The 18,975-nt window shown below is 71.6% G+C and carries 11 protein-coding genes; 5 read left to right on the top strand and 6 right to left on the bottom strand.

The window, feature by feature from the left end:
* Nucleotides 1-38: 38 nt before the first annotated feature.
* Complete coding sequence (locus QOZ89_RS37170) at nt 39-2,177, top strand: hybrid sensor histidine kinase/response regulator (protein WP_312628618.1); 2,139 nt, start codon at nt 39-41, stop codon at nt 2,175-2,177.
* A gap of 307 nt (nt 2,178-2,484) precedes the next feature.
* On the opposite strand, the gene QOZ89_RS37175 is transcribed toward QOZ89_RS37170, so the two are convergent.
* The gene (locus QOZ89_RS37175) at nt 2,485-3,384 is read right to left on the bottom strand and encodes a LysR family transcriptional regulator (protein ID WP_071048235.1); all 900 of its coding nucleotides are present in this window, start codon (nt 3,382-3,384) and stop codon (nt 2,485-2,487) included.
* A 460-nt stretch (nt 3,385-3,844) separates the two neighbouring features.
* On the opposite strand from QOZ89_RS37175, the gene QOZ89_RS37180 reads away from it, so the two are divergent.
* Nucleotides 3,845-5,959 (top strand): hypothetical protein, encoded by a 2,115-nt coding sequence (locus QOZ89_RS37180; RefSeq protein WP_312628620.1) that lies wholly within the window; start codon nt 3,845-3,847, stop codon nt 5,957-5,959.
* Here QOZ89_RS37180 and QOZ89_RS37185 read toward each other — a convergent pair.
* From QOZ89_RS37185 to QOZ89_RS48430, 5 genes are all read right to left on the bottom strand, one after another.
* Nucleotides 5,910-7,325, bottom strand: coding sequence for an RNA polymerase sigma factor (locus tag QOZ89_RS37185; RefSeq protein WP_397428914.1), 1,416 nt, complete (start codon nt 7,323-7,325; stop codon nt 5,910-5,912). The genes QOZ89_RS37180 and QOZ89_RS37185 overlap by 50 nt on opposite strands.
* A gap of 20 nt (nt 7,326-7,345) precedes the next feature.
* The gene (locus QOZ89_RS37190) at nt 7,346-7,711 is read right to left on the bottom strand and encodes a YciI family protein (RefSeq protein ID WP_071047969.1); all 366 of its coding nucleotides are present in this window, start codon (nt 7,709-7,711) and stop codon (nt 7,346-7,348) included.
* Between the two features lie 417 nt (nt 7,712-8,128).
* Nucleotides 8,129-12,355, bottom strand: coding sequence for a PDDEXK-like endonuclease domain-containing protein (locus QOZ89_RS37195; protein ID WP_071047968.1), 4,227 nt, complete (start codon nt 12,353-12,355; stop codon nt 8,129-8,131).
* A gap of 247 nt (nt 12,356-12,602) precedes the next feature.
* Nucleotides 12,603-12,971, bottom strand: coding sequence for a hypothetical protein (locus QOZ89_RS48425; protein WP_241841615.1), 369 nt, complete (start codon nt 12,969-12,971; stop codon nt 12,603-12,605).
* The gene (locus QOZ89_RS48430) at nt 12,932-13,204 is read right to left on the bottom strand and encodes a hypothetical protein (RefSeq protein WP_241841614.1); all 273 of its coding nucleotides are present in this window, start codon (nt 13,202-13,204) and stop codon (nt 12,932-12,934) included. Before QOZ89_RS48430 ends, QOZ89_RS48425 begins: the two co-directional genes overlap by 40 nt.
* A gap of 545 nt (nt 13,205-13,749) precedes the next feature.
* Between QOZ89_RS48430 and QOZ89_RS37210 the strand changes: the two genes are divergently transcribed.
* The 3 genes from QOZ89_RS37210 to QOZ89_RS37220 all read left to right on the top strand — a co-directional run bounded on the left by QOZ89_RS37210 (nt 13,750) and on the right by QOZ89_RS37220 (nt 18,920).
* Nucleotides 13,750-15,003 (top strand): phosphatidylserine decarboxylase family protein, encoded by a 1,254-nt coding sequence (locus QOZ89_RS37210; RefSeq protein ID WP_071047967.1) that lies wholly within the window; start codon nt 13,750-13,752, stop codon nt 15,001-15,003.
* Nucleotides 15,004-15,522: 519 nt separating this feature from the next.
* Nucleotides 15,523-16,263 carry a maleylpyruvate isomerase family mycothiol-dependent enzyme gene (locus tag QOZ89_RS37215; RefSeq protein ID WP_312628625.1) on the top strand — a complete coding sequence of 247 codons (741 nt, stop codon included), beginning with the start codon at nt 15,523-15,525 and terminating at the stop codon, nt 16,261-16,263.
* A gap of 1,058 nt (nt 16,264-17,321) precedes the next feature.
* Nucleotides 17,322-18,920 (top strand): toll/interleukin-1 receptor domain-containing protein, encoded by a 1,599-nt coding sequence (locus QOZ89_RS37220; protein WP_312628627.1) that lies wholly within the window; start codon nt 17,322-17,324, stop codon nt 18,918-18,920.
* Nucleotides 18,921-18,975 lie beyond the last annotated feature (55 nt).

Below are 18,975 nucleotides of genomic sequence, written 5' to 3' on the forward strand. Positions count from 1 at the left end.
AGGAGCGGGATAGTCGCCATGCCGACGGAGTATTCGCTATGACCGACCAGGTCGCGGCGTTCGCGAACACCGTCATCTTCTCGACCTACTTCGCGATCTCACTGACGATCGCGCGTGGCCTCTGGAAATCACGGCAGTGGCTCAACAACAAGCTGGGCACCGCCACGGCGGCGATCTTCTTCACCTGCGCGTTCGGGCACGGCCTGCACGCCGTACTGTACTTCAGCTCCGCCGCGAATCCGTCGGCCGCCCAGCCGTTCCACGCGCCGCACGGCGAGCTGAACGGCCTCGGGCTCGCCAGCGCCGTCTGGGACGTGGGCACGGCCTTCGTCGGCATCTGGTACTGGTCGCTGCGCGGCCGTTTCCCGGCCCTTGTCCGCGGCGCGGCCGTGTTCGAGGACCTGCGGCTGCGCCAGACCGCGGAACGCAAGCTGCGGCTCTCCGAGCAGCGATACCGCGGAATTGTCGAGACGACCAGCGAGGGCGTCGTTCTCATCGACGCCACCGGCGCTATCGACTATGCCAACGCCCAGTTCGCCGCTCTCGTCGGTCACACCCCGCGCGAGGTGCACGGCATGACGTTCACCGACCTGGTGCTGCCCCAGTATCGGGAGCCGCTCCTCGCGGCGCTCGCGATGGTCCGCGACCGGGACACCCAGCGGATCGAGGTCGAGCTCGCTCCCGCCGGCCGCCCGCGCGGCGACGGCCACGGCAACGACGGCCACGGCAACACGGTGCACGCGCAGATCGCGCTCACCGCTCGCGCCGACACCGACACCGCGCCGGTGGGGACACCGCGCGCGGCCGCGCCACCTCCGCGCGCGGCCGCGCCACCTCTGAGCGCGAAGGGCCCGGCGAGCCCGGCGGACGGGCTGCCCGTCGGGATCCCCGCGGACAGCTTCGGCGGGGCGCTGGCGATGGTCGCCGACGTGACCGAGCGGCGCAACGTGGAAGCGAAGCTGCGTCAGTCCCAGCGGCTGGACGCCGTCGGCCAGCTCGCCGGCGGCGTCGCCCACGACTTCAACAACCTGCTCACCGTCATCGACGGCTACGCCGCCCTCCTGCTCGGCGAGGTCGAGGGACCGGTCCGCCGCGACGTCATCGCGATCAGGGACGCGGCCGCGCGCGCCTCGGCGCTCACCCGCCAGCTGCTCGCGTTCTCCCGCACCCAGCCGATCCAGCCGCAGGCGGTCGACGTCAACGAGCTCGTCAACGGCATCGAGGACATGCTGCGCCGGCTGATCCGCGAGGACGTCCAGATCGTCGTGCGGGCCGAGGCCCAGAACGCGATCGTCTGGGCCGACCGCGGCCAGCTGGAGCAGGTGCTCATCAACCTGGCGGTCAACAGCCGGGACGCCATGCCCGATGGCGGGCAGCTCACGATCAGCACGGCGCGCGTCCTGCTCGCGCCGGCCACTCCCGCGACGGCCGGCGTCGGCATCGGGGTCAACGGAGCCGCCGGCGGTCTGGTCCAGCATGTGCTGCTCACCGTCTCCGACACCGGGGTCGGCATCCCGGAAGAGGCCCGCGGCCTCATCTTCGAGCCGTTCTTCACGACGAAGGAACCCGGCCAGGGCACGGGGCTGGGCCTCTCGACCGTCTACGGCATCGTCCGCCAGGCCGGCGGGCAGGTGCTCGTCGACTCGGCGCGCGGCATCGGCACCGACGTGCGCGTCTACCTGCCGGCCACGTCGTCGGCACCGGGCGCGGCCACCCCCCGGCGCGACACCGCCCCGATCTCCGGCGGGCGCGGGACGGTCCTGCTGGTCGAGGACGACGGTGAGGTCCGACGGCTGTCCGAGCGGATCCTGCTCATGGCGGGGTACGACGTGCTGACCGCCGCCGACGGCCCGGACGCGATCAAGCTCGCCGGGGCCGCGGCCGCCCTCGACATCCTGGTCACCGACGTGATGATGCCGAGGATGAACGGCCGCCAGCTCGCCGACCGGCTGCGCGCGTCCCGCCCCGGCCTGCCGGTGCTGTACGTGTCCGCCTACCACCGAGGCATGATCAACCCGACATCGGTCGCGGCGCACGGCGTCGCCTACGTGGAGAAGCCGTGCTCGCCGGCGGTGCTCACCGAGAAGGTCGGCGAGCTGCTGGCCGCCGCCACGGCCGCCCGCCGCGTCCCTGACCTGCGCCCCGCGCCCACCGGCCGCTCGACGGGAGGATCATGATAGGGAAGCTGCAGACGGTGGTCCTGGACTGCCAAGGACGCGATGGCCAGGAACTGTCCGCTGCGGTGGTTCAGGACGGCGTGACGGACAGCTCCCGGACAGATACCGGCAGGCCCTCGACGAGGAGGCCCGAGCTGGAATCATGGGCAGCACGGGGGAATACGGGGGACCGCGGGGGCAGGTGGTATGGGGACGCCGGCGCCGGCTTCCCATACCCCTGGGTGGCAGGGGACGGCGTGGCACGGGAACGGCTCAGTGCCGGCCCGCCTGGCGCGGCGTCTCGCGCACGGGGCCGTGTCCCGGCCGGCTATGCCGCGCGGCCGAGGCGCAGGCAGCGGTCGAGGAACTGCGCGGCGGTCGCGGACGGGGGACCGCCGGGGCGGGTGGCGATCACCACCTGGTAGCGGGGCGGGTGCGGCTCGATGGCGAGGAAGCGGAGGTCCCGGGTGCGTTCGGCCAGCGACGCGGGGACGAAGGCGCAGCCGGTCCGATAGCGGACGAGGTCGATGACCGTCGAGAGGTCACCCAGCTCCACACAGGTGGCCCGCTCGGCGAGGCCGGCGGCGGCGAACGCCCGGTCCACGGCGGCGCGCACGCCCCAGCCGGCGGGGAACTCGATGAGGTCGAGCCCGGCGGCCTCCTCGAGGGTGACGGCGGCGCGCCCGGACGCGGCGAGCGGGTGGTCGAGGGCGCAGGCGAGCGCGACCGTCTCGGTGTGCAGCGCGTGCAGGCGCAGGTCCCGCGTCGGGCCGGTGATGACCAGCACCGCCAGGTCCAGCTCGCCGTCGCGGACCCTCGCGGCGTGTGACGTGGCGGCCGCGGGGTCGGGAGCGGCGAGCTGTACCTGGACGTGCGGGTGCTCCGCACGGAAGGCCGCGAGCGCCGCGAGCACCGAACGCGGGGTGAGGCTGTGGAGGATCCCGAGCGAGAACGCGCCGCGCGCGCCCTCGCGCACCTCGGTGACCACCTGCCTAGCCTGGCGGACCGCGCCAAGCACCCGGCGTGCCTCAGGGACCAGCGCCCGGCCCGCCTCGGTGAGCTCGACGTGCTGCGTCGTGCGCTCGAACAGGTCGACGCCCAGCTCGCGCTCCAGCGACCGGATCGACGCCGACACGCCGGACTGCACCATGTGCAGCCGCGTGGCGGCCCTGGTGAAGCCGCCCTCCTCGGCGACTGCCAGGAAGTGCTCCAGCCTGCGAGGTTCCACGTCCCGTCCCGGTTCTGCTCCAGATCCCCGCCAGACATCGCCATTCATGCTGAAGTCAGCGGGGGTCGATTCACGATCATGATGGGTCGCGCGCTGGCTGGGGCCTGGCCGCAACCACGACCCCAACCGCGACGGAGGCCACCACGTCGTGGCCTGCCTGGTGAGACGTCGTTCCACCGGTCCGCGTTGCGCGGCGCGGCCACCTCCGCCCCGGGCCGCTCGGTGTCCGTCGTCCAGAAAGATCGCCTTTTCGAGGACGTGGGCACCACGCCACCTGATCCACCGCATGCCACCTCGGTGACACGCCGGAGAAGGCGCGCGATCGCCCGGGACGCCGGCTACCAGGTCTTTCCGGCGGGCCACGCAGGCCACGCCTACCGGGACTGGGCCGGTTCCTCCCATGCGCCCCCACCTCGGACCGGTTTGTGGGATCCTGACGAAGCGCGCTTGAGAGGAATCCATGGGCGACGAGCAGGACTCGGTGGATCTGGCCGATCTGTTCGGCCTCGATGGGTCGCGCATGCACATCGGCCGCCCGCTCGGCGCCGCCGGTCAGGGCCGGCTCTACCAGCGCTACGGCGTCCCCGGCACGGCCGTCAAGCTGTTCAACCCGGCCCACCTGTTCCGCTCGGCCACCGAACTGCGGGCCAAGCTGACTTGGATGATCGCCCATCCGCCCGCCGCTGGGGCGCCTGCTGCCGGGCCCCGGGCGGCCGAGCCCCCGGCCGGAGATCCGCCCGCCGTCAAGCGCCCGGCCGCCGAGCCTCTCGCCGCCGAGCTCGGGGCAGCCGATCCCGGGGCAGCCGAACACCCGGCCGGCGGGTTCGACGCGTTCGCCTGGCCGAGCGAGCTCGTCGTCGACGGGAGCGGCGGTCTCGCGGGCTACACCGTGGCAACCCCCGCCGACGGTGTCCCGCTGCTCACGCTCGTCCACCCGGACGCGTCGCCCCGCCCCGGCTGGTTCGACGACTGGGGGGTGCGCCTCGAGGCGGCCACGCGCCTGGCCGCGGCGACAGCCGTGCTGCACGAGCACGGATATGTCGTCGGCGACTTCCACGACGGTGCCGTCCAGGTGACCCCCACCGGCCGGGTCATCTTCGTCGACTGCGACGCGGCGCAGGTGACCGTGGACGCGGGGGTGCACCTGTCCCCGGTCGGCCGGCCCGACTTCACGCCCGCGGAGCTGCTCGCGGAGCGCGGCCGGCCGCTGAGGCCCGCCGCCGACGACTACGCGCTCGCCGTCCACCTGTTCGCGCTGCTCATGGGCGGGCACCGGCCCTACACGGGCCGCTGGCGCGGCGGCGGCGTGCCGCCGGGGCAGGTGGAGCTTGCCCGTCGGGGCCTGTACGCCCTCGGCGGGCACCGCGACCTTGGCCCGCCGCTGGACCTGCCGCCGGCGGACATCCTCCCGCCCGGGCCCCGGGCGATGTTCGGCCAGGCGTTCGGCCCCGGCGCGGGCAGCCAGAATCCCAGGCCCACCGCGACGCAGTGGCACGACGCGCTCGTCGCTCTCGCCGCGGGCCTGCGCGGCTGCCCGCGCGTCCCCACGCACCACTTCCGGGCAGGCCTGCCGTACTGCCCCTGGTGTGTCCTGGATGAGCAGACCGGCCAGCGCGCGCCCCGCGCCACACCCGTCACACCGCCTTCCGCGCTGCCCACCGCGTCGTGGATGGCGCTGGCGCCGGGCACGTCTGTGGTGGCGGCGCCCCCTGCCCGGCCGGGCGTACCGGCGGCGGCTGGCACCGCTGTGTCGGCCGCCGGCTCCGCCTCGGCCGGCGCCGCCGCTTCGGCGGCCGGCACCGCTGCCGCCACGGGCCCGCCCAGAACCTCGCGGGCGCCGGGCGCGCCGGTGCCGCCCGGGCCGGCCCCGGTGGACCCGCCGGCACGGGAGATACCGAAAGCCCGTCGGCGCGCGCGCTCGGGTTCGGGTTCGGGCTCACGTTCGCGGACGGCGCCGTGGCGGTGGGCGATACGGGCGGGCGCGGCCCTGCTGTGTCTGCTCGGCGCGGCGCTGGTGGCGTTCGCCGCGCTGGGTACCGTCAGCGAGCTGCCCGAGAGCGACCTCGGCCCCGGGCAGGACGGCGGGTCCGCGGCGGCGACCCACGGCGTCCCACTGCTGTCCACGAACAGCCCGTCGGCGTCGGCTCGGGTGGCGCGCTGGCCCTGGGTCGGGAAGTGGCATGGCGTCGGCGACCAGCCCCGCGCCGGCTTCGGCCTGCAGATCGTCGACGACGGGGTAGTCGACGGCCAGGAGCGGTTCACCGCCATGGAGGTGTCGGGAACCTGCCCCGTCCGCTACCGGGGGACGCCGGCGACCTGGCTCGACGACTCGGGCCCGGCCTATCCCCACGACGTCTACGGTCTGCTGCTCGACGCCCAGCTGCCGGCGGGCGCCGACCCCTCGGGGTGCGCGCTGCTGCCCGACCGGTCGTTCTACGGGGGCAGCGGCGCGGAGCCGACCAGCCTGGGGGCGATCCGGATCGAGATGGTCGGCTCGGTCAGCGACGACCTCGCGCGCGCCCGGGTCATGATCCGCCCGGGGGACGCCGTGACCGTGACGCTGCGGCGGGAGTGACCCGGCCGGCCTCGCCGCCGCCCTGGTTCGCCGCCTTGTCCAGCAGGTAGCGGCGTTCCGGCTCGCTGGCGGTGCGGCGCGCGGCGGCGCGGAACGCGGCCCCGGCGGCGGCAGGGTCGCCGGCCATCTCGTGCAGGTGCGCGCGCACGGCGAGCAGGCGGTGATGCGTCGACATCCGCCGGTCCGCCTCGGCGAGCGCGTCGACGGCCGCCAGCGCAGTCGACGGACCGGCGACCTGGGCGAGCGCCACCGCCCGGGCCAGCGCCACCATCGGGTTCGGCGCGATCCGTTCCAGCACGTCGTAGAGCCCGAGGATCTGCGGCCAGTCGGTGCTGTCGGTGTCCGGCCCCTCGGCGTGCACCGCCGCGATCGCCGCCTGCAGCTGGTAGGCCCCGACAGGCCCCGCCGGCAGCGCCTGCTCGAGCAGCTCGACGCCTTCGGCGATCAGCGCCCGGTCCCAGCGGGAACGGTCCTGGCTGGCGAGCGGGACCATCCGGCCGTCGGCGTCGGCGCGGGCCGGCCGGCGGGCGTCGGTGAGCAGCATCAGTGCGAGCAGCCCCAGCACCTCCGCGTGCTCCGCCGCGCCGTCGGGCAGCAGCCGGGCGAGCCAGCGGGTCAGCCGGACCGCCTCGTCCGACAGGCCGGGCCTGGTCAGGTCGGTTCCCTCGGAGGCCGTGTAGCCCTCGTTGAAGATCAGGTAGAGCACGTGCATCACGGCGCGCAGCCGGTCGCCGAACTCGGTGCCCGCCGCCGGCATCCGGAACTCGGCGCCGGCGGCGCGCACGCCCTGCTTGGCACGGCTGATCCGCTGCGCCATCGTCGCCTCCGGGACGAGGAACGCCGTGGCGATCTGTGCCGTCGTCAGGCCGCCTACGGCGCGCAGCGTCAGCGCGACCTGGCTGGGCGGGGACAGCGCCGGGTGGCAGCACAGGAACAGCAGCCGCAGCGAGTCGTCCTGGTCGGCCGGGCGCTCGGCGTCGGCGGCCCCGGCGACCAGCTCGCTCGCCGGGGTCGCGACGGCGAGCCCCTCCTCGCGGCGCCGCCTGGCCGCCTCGGCCCTGATCGTGTCGATCATCCGCCGGGCGGCCACGGCGGCGAGCCAGCCGCGCGGGTTGTCCGGGACCCCGTCGCGCGGCCAGCCGGTCGCCGCCGCCAGCAGCGCCTCCTGGACGGCGTCCTCGCACAGGTCGAACTGCCCCGGGTAGCGGCGCAGCAGCCCGCCGAGCACCGCGGGCGCGAGCCCGCGCAGCAGGTCACCCACCGCGCGGTCTCTCACCGCGCGGTCTCTCACCGCCCGGTCACCCGCCGCGCCGTCAGCCGCCGCGCCGCCGTCCCGGCTGGCCGCCGGTCCCGTCCCGTCCGCCACCGCGCCGCCGCCCGGTGCCGTCAGCGCTGGGGCGCCGGCGACTCGTGGGGGAGCGGGACCAGCTCCACCGCCTCATGCGACGCCCACGGCAGGTCCGCGGCGATCTCGACCGCCCGGGCCTCGTCGGCGACATCGAGGATGTAGAAGCTGCCCATGAACTCCTTCGTCTCCAGGTACGGGCCGTCGGTCACGGCCGGCACCCCGTCGCGCACCCGGATGACCTTCGCCTCGGCCTCCGTGCCCGAGCCGTAGGCACCGACCAGCTCGCCGGAGTCGAAGTACTTCTTGTTGAACGCCTCCTGCGCCGCGATCGCCGCCGGCCACTCCTCCGCCGGGATCGACTCCCACGTCTCCTTGGACCCGTAGATCGTCACCAGGTACTTCATCGTCGGCTCCTCTGCTGACCTCTGGGCCGTCGGGGCGGGTGGCAGAACCATCCTCGCGCCTCCGAGCCCTTGACCCCGGCGCCGCCTTCCGGCGCCGGCACCCTCCGGTCGGAGCCGCCCGCTCATTCTCTACTTCCCCACAGCTCGTGTGGTGCACGTCACATATCCGATCTCGTCGATCGACGACTTCGGCCGCACACCTGGCCCTCGGCCGATGACGCGGCGCGGCCGGCGCCGCGATGATGGAGGCATGAGCACCGGGCCAGGCCAACCTGTCGAGCTCGCGGCGGCGCTCGCGAGCTTCGACCAGCTCTGGAGCCCGCGAGGAGGTTGAGACCCTCGCCGAAGTGCTCGGGCGCACCATCGATTTCGTCGACGTCACTCCCGAGCAGTTCGCCCAGCAAAGCATTGAGCGTGCTACTCCAGGGGCTGCTCGGGGCACGTCAGGCCGCGCGGTCGACGAGGTTCCAGCTCGTGGCCAGGGCCGCTCGCCGGAGCGATGGGGATAGGGCGTCTTACCGGGGCGGGCTGCCGAGGGTCGGCCGACCGGGCGGGTTGCGCCTCGGCGAGTGCGGCGCCCGGAGATCGCCGCACTTCCGGCGTGTCGGGCCTCGGTTCGGCGGCTGACGCGCCGCTCGGCCCCGGAGGCGATCCGGAGCGCGCCGCGGCGTGCGGTCCATCCTGCGGCTCAGATTGCGGTTGCTGCGGCGGTTGCGGCGCGGATCGTGGTCCCGGTTGCGGCTGGGATCGCGCTCCGGACGGTGCGTCGGGAACCGGTTCGATTCCCGGCTCCGGGCGCGGCGGACCGTCCACGGTGATGGCGGCGTCGTAGGCCTCGCGGAGCCTGGCGATCTCCGATCTCGGGTCGTGGAACCAGTTGGTGGACCAGAGCCGGTGGAAGTGCCAGCCGAGGCGTTCCAGGTGTTCCTGCCGCAGCCGATCGCGGTCGCGGACGCTGCGCGAGTCGCGGTAGGCGGCACCGTCGGATTCGATGGCGAGAACCATGCGGTCGGGGTCGTCGGGGTGCGTGACGGCGAAGTCGACGCGGTAGCCACCGACGCCGTACTGCGGGACGACGGAGATCCCGTGCGACGCGAGCTGCCGCCGGACGTCCGCCTCGAACGCGTCCAGTTCACGGTCGCCCGACGAGCCTGTCGGGGTTCCGCCCGAGCCGGCGTACTCCAGGTAGTCGGCGAGCAGCCGGGCGCCCGCCTTCGTGACCCGGTCGGGGTCCACGTCATGGCTGGAGAACGAGCTCACCAGGGTGAGCCGGTGCTTGGCGCGGGTCGCGGCGACGTTGAGCCGCCGTTCGCCGCCGTCCCGCAGCAGCGGTCCCCACTGGTAGCGCATCCGGCCGTCGGGGTGCTTGCCGTAGCCGATCGACAGGATGATGGCGTCGCGCTCGTCGCCCTGCACCCGCTCGAGATTCTTCACGAAAAACGGTTCGGGCCGGTCCTCAGCGAAGAATCCCTCGACGTCCGGGCGCTGGCGCAGCACCTCCCGCAGCGCCGCATCGATGCGCTCGGCGTGCTTGCGCCCGAGCGCGATGACGCCCAGCGATTCGTGAGGGAGGGTCGCGGCGTGTTCGAGGATGAGCTCGACGACCTTGTCCACCTCAGCGGTGACCGAGACCTCCTGGCCTGGCGTCGGGTCCTGCGCGACGACGACGTGCCGCAGACAGTCGTCGCGGAAGACGCCGGGGAAGGTGGTCAGCGCCCCGCCGTAGATGCGGGTGTTGGAGAACGCGACCAGCCGCTCGTCGCGGCTGCGGTAATGCCAGCTCAGCGGGCAGGTCGGCAGCAGTGGCCGAAGCGCGTCCAGCACCGATTCGAAGCCCACCCCGAAAGACACCTCCGCCATCCCGGCCGCTCGAATTCCCGCGTCCGTCTCGCCCCAGCGCACCCCCGCGTCCGCATCGTCGGGCGGGGCTCCCTCGTCCTCGAGGTCGGTTTCCTCATCCCCGTCGTCGACCTGGCGGAAGAAGTTCGTCGGGGGCAGTTGACGGTCGTCGCCCGCCACGACGATCTGATGGGCGCGCACGATCGAAGGGATGGCATCGGCAGGCACGATCTGGCTGGCCTCGTCGAAGATGACCACGTCGAACAGCCGTGCCGGCGGCAGCACCTGGCTGACCATCAGCGGCGACATCGCCCAGCACGGCTTCAGCGAGAACAGCACGTCGCTGGTCTGATCCAGAAGCCGGCGCAGCGGCAGGTGCCCGCGCCGTAGCGCCGCCTGCTTGCGGATCACTCGCGCCTGCAGCGGGTGCCGATCCTGGGCGCTGCGCAGACTCTCGGCCCAGGCGCCGCGCACCCGTCGCCGGTTGGCCGCCAGGTGCTCGATGTCGCGCGCCTGGAACTCGTCGGCGATCTCGTCCAGCGACCGTCCGCGGTCCGCCAGATACCGCGGATCACGTACCCGCACATGGTCGAGAATGGACGAGTACCACGCATGGTCGAATGCGGCCGCCGCCAACTCGGGCGTGGTTTCCCGTCGCGCCAGTTCGTCCAGCAGCGGCACGAGACCGAGGTCGTGGAACCGCGCCCCGAGCTCGTACAGCCGCGGGAGCTTCCACGCCGTCTCCAGGTCCGCGGCGAGCGCCGCGACCCGCGCCTCCAGGCCGACCTCCGGGTCCTCCAGCCGCGGCACGGCCACTGTCAGGGCCGCGAGCTGTGCCTCGCACTCCTCGTACGACTCGACCAGGTCCGCGAACCGCGACGGCAGCAGCGGTAGGGAGCCCGCGGCCGCGAGCGTGTCCCACGCCGCCCGCTGGGCGGCGGCGTCCCGCAGCGCCTGATGCAGTTCCTCCCGGGACGGCCCTCCCTGACCCTGACGGCCCGGGCGGTCGCCGCCGCGCCCGGTCACCTCGGGGGACCCGGCCGCATCTTCCCGGCCGCGCCACAGGGATTCGGCCTCGCGGCGCAGGCCGCGGCGTTCGCGCCGACCCAGGCCTGGCGCGTCCCCGGTGGCGCGGGCCAGCAGGGCCGGCTGGACGTACGCGTCTGGGCCGAGGATGCGCAGGGTTCGCGCGATGGCATGGAAGAGCCGGATGCGGGCCGCGCGCTCGGCGTACGTCGCGGGCTGGCGCAGGCCTGCCTCCGCGCAGGCCGCGGCCGTCCGGTCGGCGAACCGCGGCAGCGTGTACGCGCTGAGCCGGGCCGCAAGGTCGCCGGCCATCCGCGCGTCTTCCGGCCGATGCAGGGCCGCGCCGTACCACGGCGTCGTGGCGGGGCGCAGCGTGAAGCCGCCCAGGTGGGTGAACTCGCGCAGGTCGTCGCGAATCCGGTCGGCATCGTCGCGGCCGATCTGGTGCGGCGCGGCGAGCCGTACCGTGGTCCGGGCGGCGGGCGGGACGCCCAGCAGCGCCGCCTGCATCGCGAAGGGGGTCAAGCCCCAGGGTTCGTGCGGCCGGTGCAGCGCGGCGACGTGCTCGGTGAGACGACGCTGCCGGTCCGCGAGACGCCGGTGCAGGTCCCGGACATCGGCGTCGCCGGCCTGCCGGGCCAGCTCGAGGGTCGCGCCAAGATCGCGGGCGATGCGGACCCGGTCGCGGGTGCCGTCGTGGATGTCGAGGATCATGTCACCGAGGTCGACGCCTTTGAGGCGGGACAGCACCGCGTCCACGGCGGCACGTTTCTCGGCGACGAAGAGGACCTTGCGGCCGCGGGCGACGAGGGCGGCGATCAGGTTGGCGATGGTCTGGCTCTTGCCGGTGCCGGGCGGGCCGTGGATGAGCAGGCTGCGACCGGACAACACGGCATCGATCGCGCTGCGTTGGGAGGAGTCGGCGTCCAGGACGGAGAAGTCCTCTTCCGGAGCGTCGCTGAGCGCACCTTCCGCGCCGGACTCCGCGGCGAGCAGCGCCTGCGCGTCCGGATCACCGGCGATGGCGGCCACGATGTCGCTGTCATTCAGCAGGTCGCCTGCCGCTTGCAGATCGCGCACCATCGGAAGCTTGGCGTAGGTGAAGGTGCCGATAACCCGGCGGTCGCGAATCTCAAAACCGGGCACCTCGGCGGCCTCGGCGATCCGGGTCAGCTCCTCGCGCAGGGTGGCGGGAATCCCGTCGAGTTTGGCATCGAGCTTGCCGGCGAGCTTCTCCGTGATCTTGTCGGTGGCGGCGCCGTAGACGGTGGCGAGCTTGTGGAGGAGGACCGGGTTGAGTTCCCAGTCGCCGTCCAGGCTCAGCTCGAAGTCATCGTGGCGGGCGCGCGTGGGCGTGATGGTGAGTCCACGCAGCAGCACGGGCGCCGCGGGCTCCAGAAACAGCTCATCCCACCGGGCCAGGCCGGCCGCCAGATAGCCTGCCCGGATGCCACGCTCCTCCAGCAGTTCGCGGGCCTTTCGGTGAATGGTCTGGACGCGACGGATGGCGTCGGCGCGTGCGTCGACGTCGGCGAAGAGCCGGGTGACGCGGACGGAACCCGAGCGCAGCAGCCTCTCGAGGGCCTTGGGATCGGCTCCCGCCAGGTCGAGGGTGCCCGCCCGGCGATCCTTGTAGTAGAGCAGCGTGTTGCGGCCACCAAGGTCGGTCAGCGCGGCGACCCAGCGCCGCTGCGCGATGCCGACGAGCCGGGACCTGCGATCAAAGGTGGGTTCGGCGGGCGCCGCTGGTTCGCGGGTCGCGTCGACGGACTCGGACATCCGCTGGCCTCCCAGGGGGCGAGGTACATCCCTCTCCTGCCCGCCTCCGAGTGGACATATCCTAAGACGCGAAACAAGATGTGCGTATACCGTGCCAGAACTCGGTTTCGGGCCGTTGACCTGCGGTTTCCTCGCCAGGTGCGGTGGCGCATGATCGTGGTTCATGGTGGTGCGGCTGGGTGACCCAGGCGGCGGTGGGGTGCGCGGTGGCGCCGAGGATCCGGATGCGTCGGGTGGAGTTGCTCGATCACCGCGAGGATGTAGAGACGTGTCCCAACAGGGTCACCGTCTCGAGGAAATCAGCGGCGAGCAGGCCGTGGGCCTGGGAACGTAGGAAGTCGGCCCAGGTGGTCACGGCCCGGTCGGGGGCGGGGTCGATACCTGCCTCGTGCAGGATCTCCCAGACCGTGGACGGGGCGACCTTCACCCCGAGTACCAGCAGTTCTCCGTGTATCCGCCGGTAGCCCCAGCCGCTGTTCTCCCGGGCCAGCCGTAGCACCAGGGCGCGGATCGAGCGCACGGTGCGGGGCCGGCCGCGCCGCCTGGGGCGCGAGGCAGCGGCGTGGTGGCGGGCGATCAGGCTGCGGTGCCAGCGCAGGACGGTCTCCGGGCGCACCGGAGTCTCAGGCGGTCCAGTGTCGGCCGCGGCAACGTGTACAGGAGCGCCGCCAGCAGGGCGCGGTCGGCCGGCTGGAACTGGATCCGTTGGCCGTCGAGCTGACGGTGGAGCACGGCGATCGGGTGGCGCAGCGTGAGAATCTCGACATCCTTGTCACGATCACTGCAGGGCAGCAGGCGTAGCAGCGCGAACGTGCTCGTGACACCGAGGTAAGTCAGCCGAAGCAACACGAAGCGGCATCCTCGCGCAATCGCAGGCCCCGACGGACCAGGGTGGGTGCTGGAAGGGCCCACGGCCGACGGCCACCGCTTCGACTGCCCTGACCAGGGCGGATTACATTTTCGGCAAGCACACGGTCACCCTGGGCGGACGTTGTGTCAGGTGACAGATCTGGACGAGATCGTGCGGCACGAGCTGTCGTGGTGCGCCGGCTGTAGTCGGGGACTCGACCCCGCCACGATGGTCGGGACGACGCGGCGCCAGGTCTTCGACATTCCCAGCTCACCATCGGAAAACCCTAGATGCCCCAGAAGACCACCTGACCAGTCGCAATTCACCCCAGCGGGTACGCCCTCAGGTGACGACCATCATTTCGAGTTTCAGAATCCCCGGCCAGCCAATCATTCCATGTTAGCCTCAGACGCCGCGCGACGAGATCGCCACGATCGAGAAAACCGCAATCATCGACCATCCTGACATCTGGAACAGGGGTCACACCCGGTCGCGGGCAATACAAGCCATCCCCTTACCATCAGGAAGGTGAAGGACTCATCACATGAATAACGATGTGGACACCATCGCGGTCCGTGCCAGCCGGCGTGGGCGATGGCTGCCCGTCAGTGAAGCGGCACTCGCGGCCTTTCGAACCAACCTGGCGGAGCAGGCCAAAAAGCGGGGGCCCGGCATACGGCTCTCGCCCCCCGTGCAGGACCTCGCGTCTCTCGTGAATTCCGATCCTGTTCTGCGCATGTACTTCACCCAGGCCATCGAGCAAGCGCTGGAGGCCGGATACCAGCTCGGCTACACCAACGCCGACGAACTGATGGTCATGATTGACGCGCTCATGACCTACGCTCCGCCGTTCGACAAAACGGAGCTGGTGGGCTGTCCCCTCAACGCGCTGCTCGACTGGCCCATGTGCATGCCGGCCGGGTTTGCGCTGTTCCGCTCACCGGAGCTCAACGCGAAGTTCAAGGCTGTGCTGCGGTACTGGTGCGACTTTCTGAGCGGACCCGACTCGCGGAATTTCCTCACCACCGAACCGCCCACGGGATGGTTCTGCCCCGAGGCCATCAGCTATATCAGTATGTCAGAATTCGTGTACGACGACACCAGGCGGTACTGGGGTTTTGCGTCGTGGAACGACTTCTTCACTCGGGAGTTCAAACCCGATGCCCGGCCAGTGGACGCGCCGACCGACAACACGGTAATCGTAAGCGCCTGCGAGGCCACGCCCTACAATATTCAGAACAACACGCAGCTGACGGACCGCTTCTGGATCAAGGCGCAACCGTACTCCCTACGGGACATCTTCACGAACGCACACCAGACGCTGGCCGAACAATTCGTCGGCGGCGACGTTTATCAGGCATTCCTCAGCGCCTACAACTATCACCGCTGGCACGCACCTGTAAGCGGCACCATCGTCACCACCTATCTGGTGGACGGCACTTATTACTCCGACCTCGAGGCGGAGGGCCTGGACCCGAGCGGCCCCAACGACTCCCAGGGCTACATCACCGAGGTGGCCACCCGGGCGGTGATCGTGATCGCCTGCGACGACCAGCGCGTGGGCAGCGTGGCCTGCGTCTTCGTAGGTATGGCCGAGATCTCGTCCTGCGTTCTCGAAGTCCGGGAGGGACAGCACGTGAACAAGGGCGACGAGATCGGCTACTTCCAGTACGGCGGCTCCACGCACTGCCTGATCTTCGAGCCGGGCGTCATTCGGAGCTTTGTACCCAAGCCACCGTTCGACATCCACACGCCGCCAATCAAGATCAATAGGCAGATCGCTACGGCTGGCCGCTGAGAACGGACCCTGACCGGGCGGAGCGGCAGCGGGGCACCGGCTCCGCTGCCGCGATCGGAACGGCCACGGAGTTCAGCGTGTCGGTATCACCATCCGCCGCGGCCGTCCGACACTTGACCGCACCCCGCGATCAGCCAGCGGCACCGACATCCACGTGAAGATCGTCCCTACCGTGCCAGGCCGAACACGGCGGCCAGCTCATCCAAGGCGCCGGGCGCTGGCTGGTAGTAGGCCCAGACACCGCGTCTGCCCCGGCTGATCAGGCCGGCGTCGAAAGGGACTTTCAGGTGGTGGCTGACGGTCGGCCGGGTCAGCCCGCCCTTTTGACATGGATCACGGCCTGCGGCGCCTGCTCCGCTTCCTACCGGCAGCAGCCGACGCTTACCCGTCGAGGAGCCTTCCCGCTCGTCACCGCGATCCCGCGCAGCGAGGCGACGAAGGTCAACCGCGGCGCGCTTGTCGCGGCCCGAGGTGGCTGACCGCTCGTCGCGGCGGCTTGAGGAACGTTATGGTCCGGCTGTGGACTACGCCGCTGGCCTGCTGGCGCAGAACCGGCTCCTCACCGATCTGCTCGGCGAGGCCGACCTGTCAAAGCCTGTTCCGACCTGCCCGGGCTGGGATCTGACCCAGCTCATGCGCCACGTCGGGCGCTTTGACCGGTGGGCGGCCGCGATGGTCCGGACCCGGGCCATCGAGGTTCTCGACCCGCGCACGGTCGAGGACGGCAAGCCGCCGGCGGACCGTGGCCCCGCGCTCGCCTGGCTTCAGGAGAGCCCGCGGCTGCTGCTGGAGGCCGTCGCCGTCGATCCGGACGTGCCGGTATGGACGTTCACCGGCCCGCGGCCGGCGCGCTGGTGGGTCCGGCGGCGGATGCACGAGGCGATGATCCACCGCGTGGACGCCGCGCTCGCGCTGGGCGTCGGGCACCCGCTTGAGGCCGCGTTCGCCGCCGACGGGATCTCGGAGTGGCTCGGCCTGCTCGCCGCGCGGCCCGGCGCCGCGATTCTTCCGGACGGGGCCACTGTCCACCTGCACGCCACCGACGAGGGTCTCGGCATCGAAGGGGAGTGGGCGATCCGCGGCGGCGCGGACGGGATCGGTTGGGAGCATGCTCATGAGAAGGGCGACGTGGCGGTGCGTGGCGCAGCCGCCGACCTGCTGCTCGCGCTGCTGCGTCGGATCCCTGGCGGTGACGGCCGGGTGGAGGTCCTCGGCGAGCAGGAGCGCTGGACAAGCTGGCTCGCGAACACCAACTTCTGATCTTTCGGCAGCACGCTGTGGTGGCCGCGGGGCTCAGCCAGTAGCGCGGCCACCGCGCGTTGCTACCCGGCTCGGGCGTCGTACTGGAGAACGATCGACGGGCGGCTTCGTCGTCGCCGTCGTGTCGCGGCTGGGCCATCAGCCGCTTCGCTGAATGGCCACGCTGGCGACGTCCAACCCGTCCTCGATCGTCTAGATCAACGCCGGTAAGCGGCTACGTTCAGTAGCTGGCGAGGGCCATGAATCGACGCGAGACCACGCGACGCCTGTTCATCTATCCCGGCCACACAGCCCACAGCGCTGCTCAGATAGGCGCGAACTCCCAGGACTGACTGCTCATCTTGAAGCGATCCCTAGTGCGCCACGAAGCACCGTGTCATCGAGTGGAGGTGAAAGGACTCCACCGTCGGGCCGTCGCAGCGGCCTGACGAAGCTGGGGGCAGCCTGACCCGGGGAACGCCGGGGAGGGTGTTAAGCAGCCCCGACAGCGGCGGGAAGTGCCGGCACTACCAGACGGCACGGGTTCGTCTAGCGAGGTCAGAAGGTGAACCGGTGGCTGAAGCTCCGTAGTGGATTCTGCCGGCTCAAATCTGGTGGATATGGGCCGGGATGCAGCGCGTGACCCTCGCCGCGAGGCGCGGGGTCAGCTCCGAAGCCGGCTTAGGGAACCGGTGGGGAGGTCACGGTGAAGGTCTGCGGCGTAGGCGTGGCGATGCTGTCGGAGTGGAGCTGGGCGCCTCCCTGGCCGATCGATGGCGCAGTGAACGTGGGAACCGCCCGTGGTCGCCACAGGGCACGAGCGGAGTGGTCGAGTCCGCCCCCGCCCACGTCGACGCCACCACGGGGCATCTCCTCACCTGATGGCGGCGCGCGTGCGGCGTCGCCCTGTCCAAAAGCCGACGCCGCGTTTTCGCGGCGCTCCCACGGCTCTCCGGGTTCCTTGTACGGGTACGATCGCGCCATTCGCGAGCAGGTTCGTCACGCTGCCGGCTCAGCCGCGGCCGACGCCCCGTCGCGAGCTTCGGACGGTCAATGCGTGCGCACGTGCCGGGGGGAAGATGCCTGACGACGAGCTGACGGAGCTCCGCCGACTCCGCAAGGAGGATGTCGGCGAGCTCTCCGACGTCTTCTACCAGGAGATCTCGGCCGACCAGCTCCTCATGGAGGCCGGTTTCTCCAGGGGTGAGCTGCCTCCTTCGAGTAGCTCCAAGCAGCGTTGGACGCTCGTCAACCAGTCCCTGGGTAATGGTGATCCGCCTGGGGGCCGGCGGAGGATTCTCGACGCGGCCCTGAGCCGGTACCCGGCGAACCATGTGTTCAAGGCGGGGCTCGACGAGGCGGTGCGCGCCGAGGTGCGGGAGGCTGAGCTGGGCGGGACGCCCGCGGAGGGTCAGACGGTCGGTAGCGCGTTCGGGCCCGGGGCAGGGCCTGGACCTGGGGCTGGTGGGTCCGCGTTCGCGGGGGGCTCGCGCCAGGAGCGGGGCTTCGAGCCGGGCTCGTCGGGTGGCGGCTCGGACGCGTTCTCGGGGCTGCTAGTGCCGACGACGGTGGTCGTCGTCGACATCGTCGACTACAGCTCGCGGTCCGCGCGGGTGCACATGGCCCTGCGGGACGGGCTTCAGGAGATGGTGTCGAAGGCGTTCTCCGATGCTCAGGTGCCGGCGGATGTCCTGCGCTGGCAGGACTCCGGGGACGGCTTCGTCATCACCGTCGACGCGTCGTTCCCCACGGCGGTGATCGTCGCGGAGTTCGTGCACCGGCTGCGGATCGCGCTGAGCGACTACAACCAGGTTCATGACGGCGCGGCGCGGATGCGGCTGCGGCTGGCGATGCACCAGGGCCAGGCTGCGCGTCACCGGACGGGCTGGGTCGGTCCCGCGGTGATCGTCGGGGCGCGGCTGGTGGACTCGGCGCCGATCCGCGACGAGCTGAAGGACAACCCGGCGGCGAACCTCGCGCTGATCGTCTCGTCGGCGTTGTTCGACGACGTGGTGCGGGAGCGGTTCCTGGGGCTTGAGCCGGCGAGCTTCCGTGAGGTCCCGGTGAAGCTGAAGTCGTTCACCGGGACCGCGTGGCTCACGCTGCCGGGCTATGTGTCGGCGCAGCGCCCCGGGCCGTCGACCGCTGATGGCAGGTCAACCACCGCGAGCGGGTCGTCCGGCCCGTCGGCCACGGACGACCTCGGGGCCTCGTCGAACATCGTCGAGTGGGACTTCTTCGTCTCGGTCGCCGAGGAGGACAATGACTGGGGCCGGTGGATCACCTGGTATCTGGAGGAGGAAGAGGGCTACAAGGTCCGCCTGGAGGAATGGGACGTTCAGGCCGGAGGATTCGACCCGAAGGCGCTCAACGACGCGGTGAAGTTCTCGAGGCGCACCATCGTCGTCCTTTCCCGTGCCTACCTCGAATCCCCCAAGGTCGATGCCGCCTGGCAACATGCCTGGGACCTGGACCCCAATGGGCTGGACCGCAGGCTGATTCCCGTCCGAATCCAGAAGTGCGAGCCTGAGGGCCTGATGCGCGGTATCCGGTACATCGACCTGGTCGGCCGGTCGGATGACGAGGCCAAGGAGTACTTCGGCGAGCAGATCCGCCGCTCGGTGCAGGGGAAGTACCGGCCTAGCGTTCCCCCGCCCTTCCCTGCGCCGCGCAGCTGACTGCATGCGCTGGGCCCGCTGCCCGGTGGATTCCTGGACTGCGGCGGACGCGTCC

Origin of the sequence: Pseudofrankia coriaricola (assembly GCF_032027725.1) — a bacterium.
In the GTDB taxonomy this organism is placed as follows: Bacteria; Actinomycetota; Actinomycetes; order Frankiales; family Frankiaceae; genus Pseudofrankia.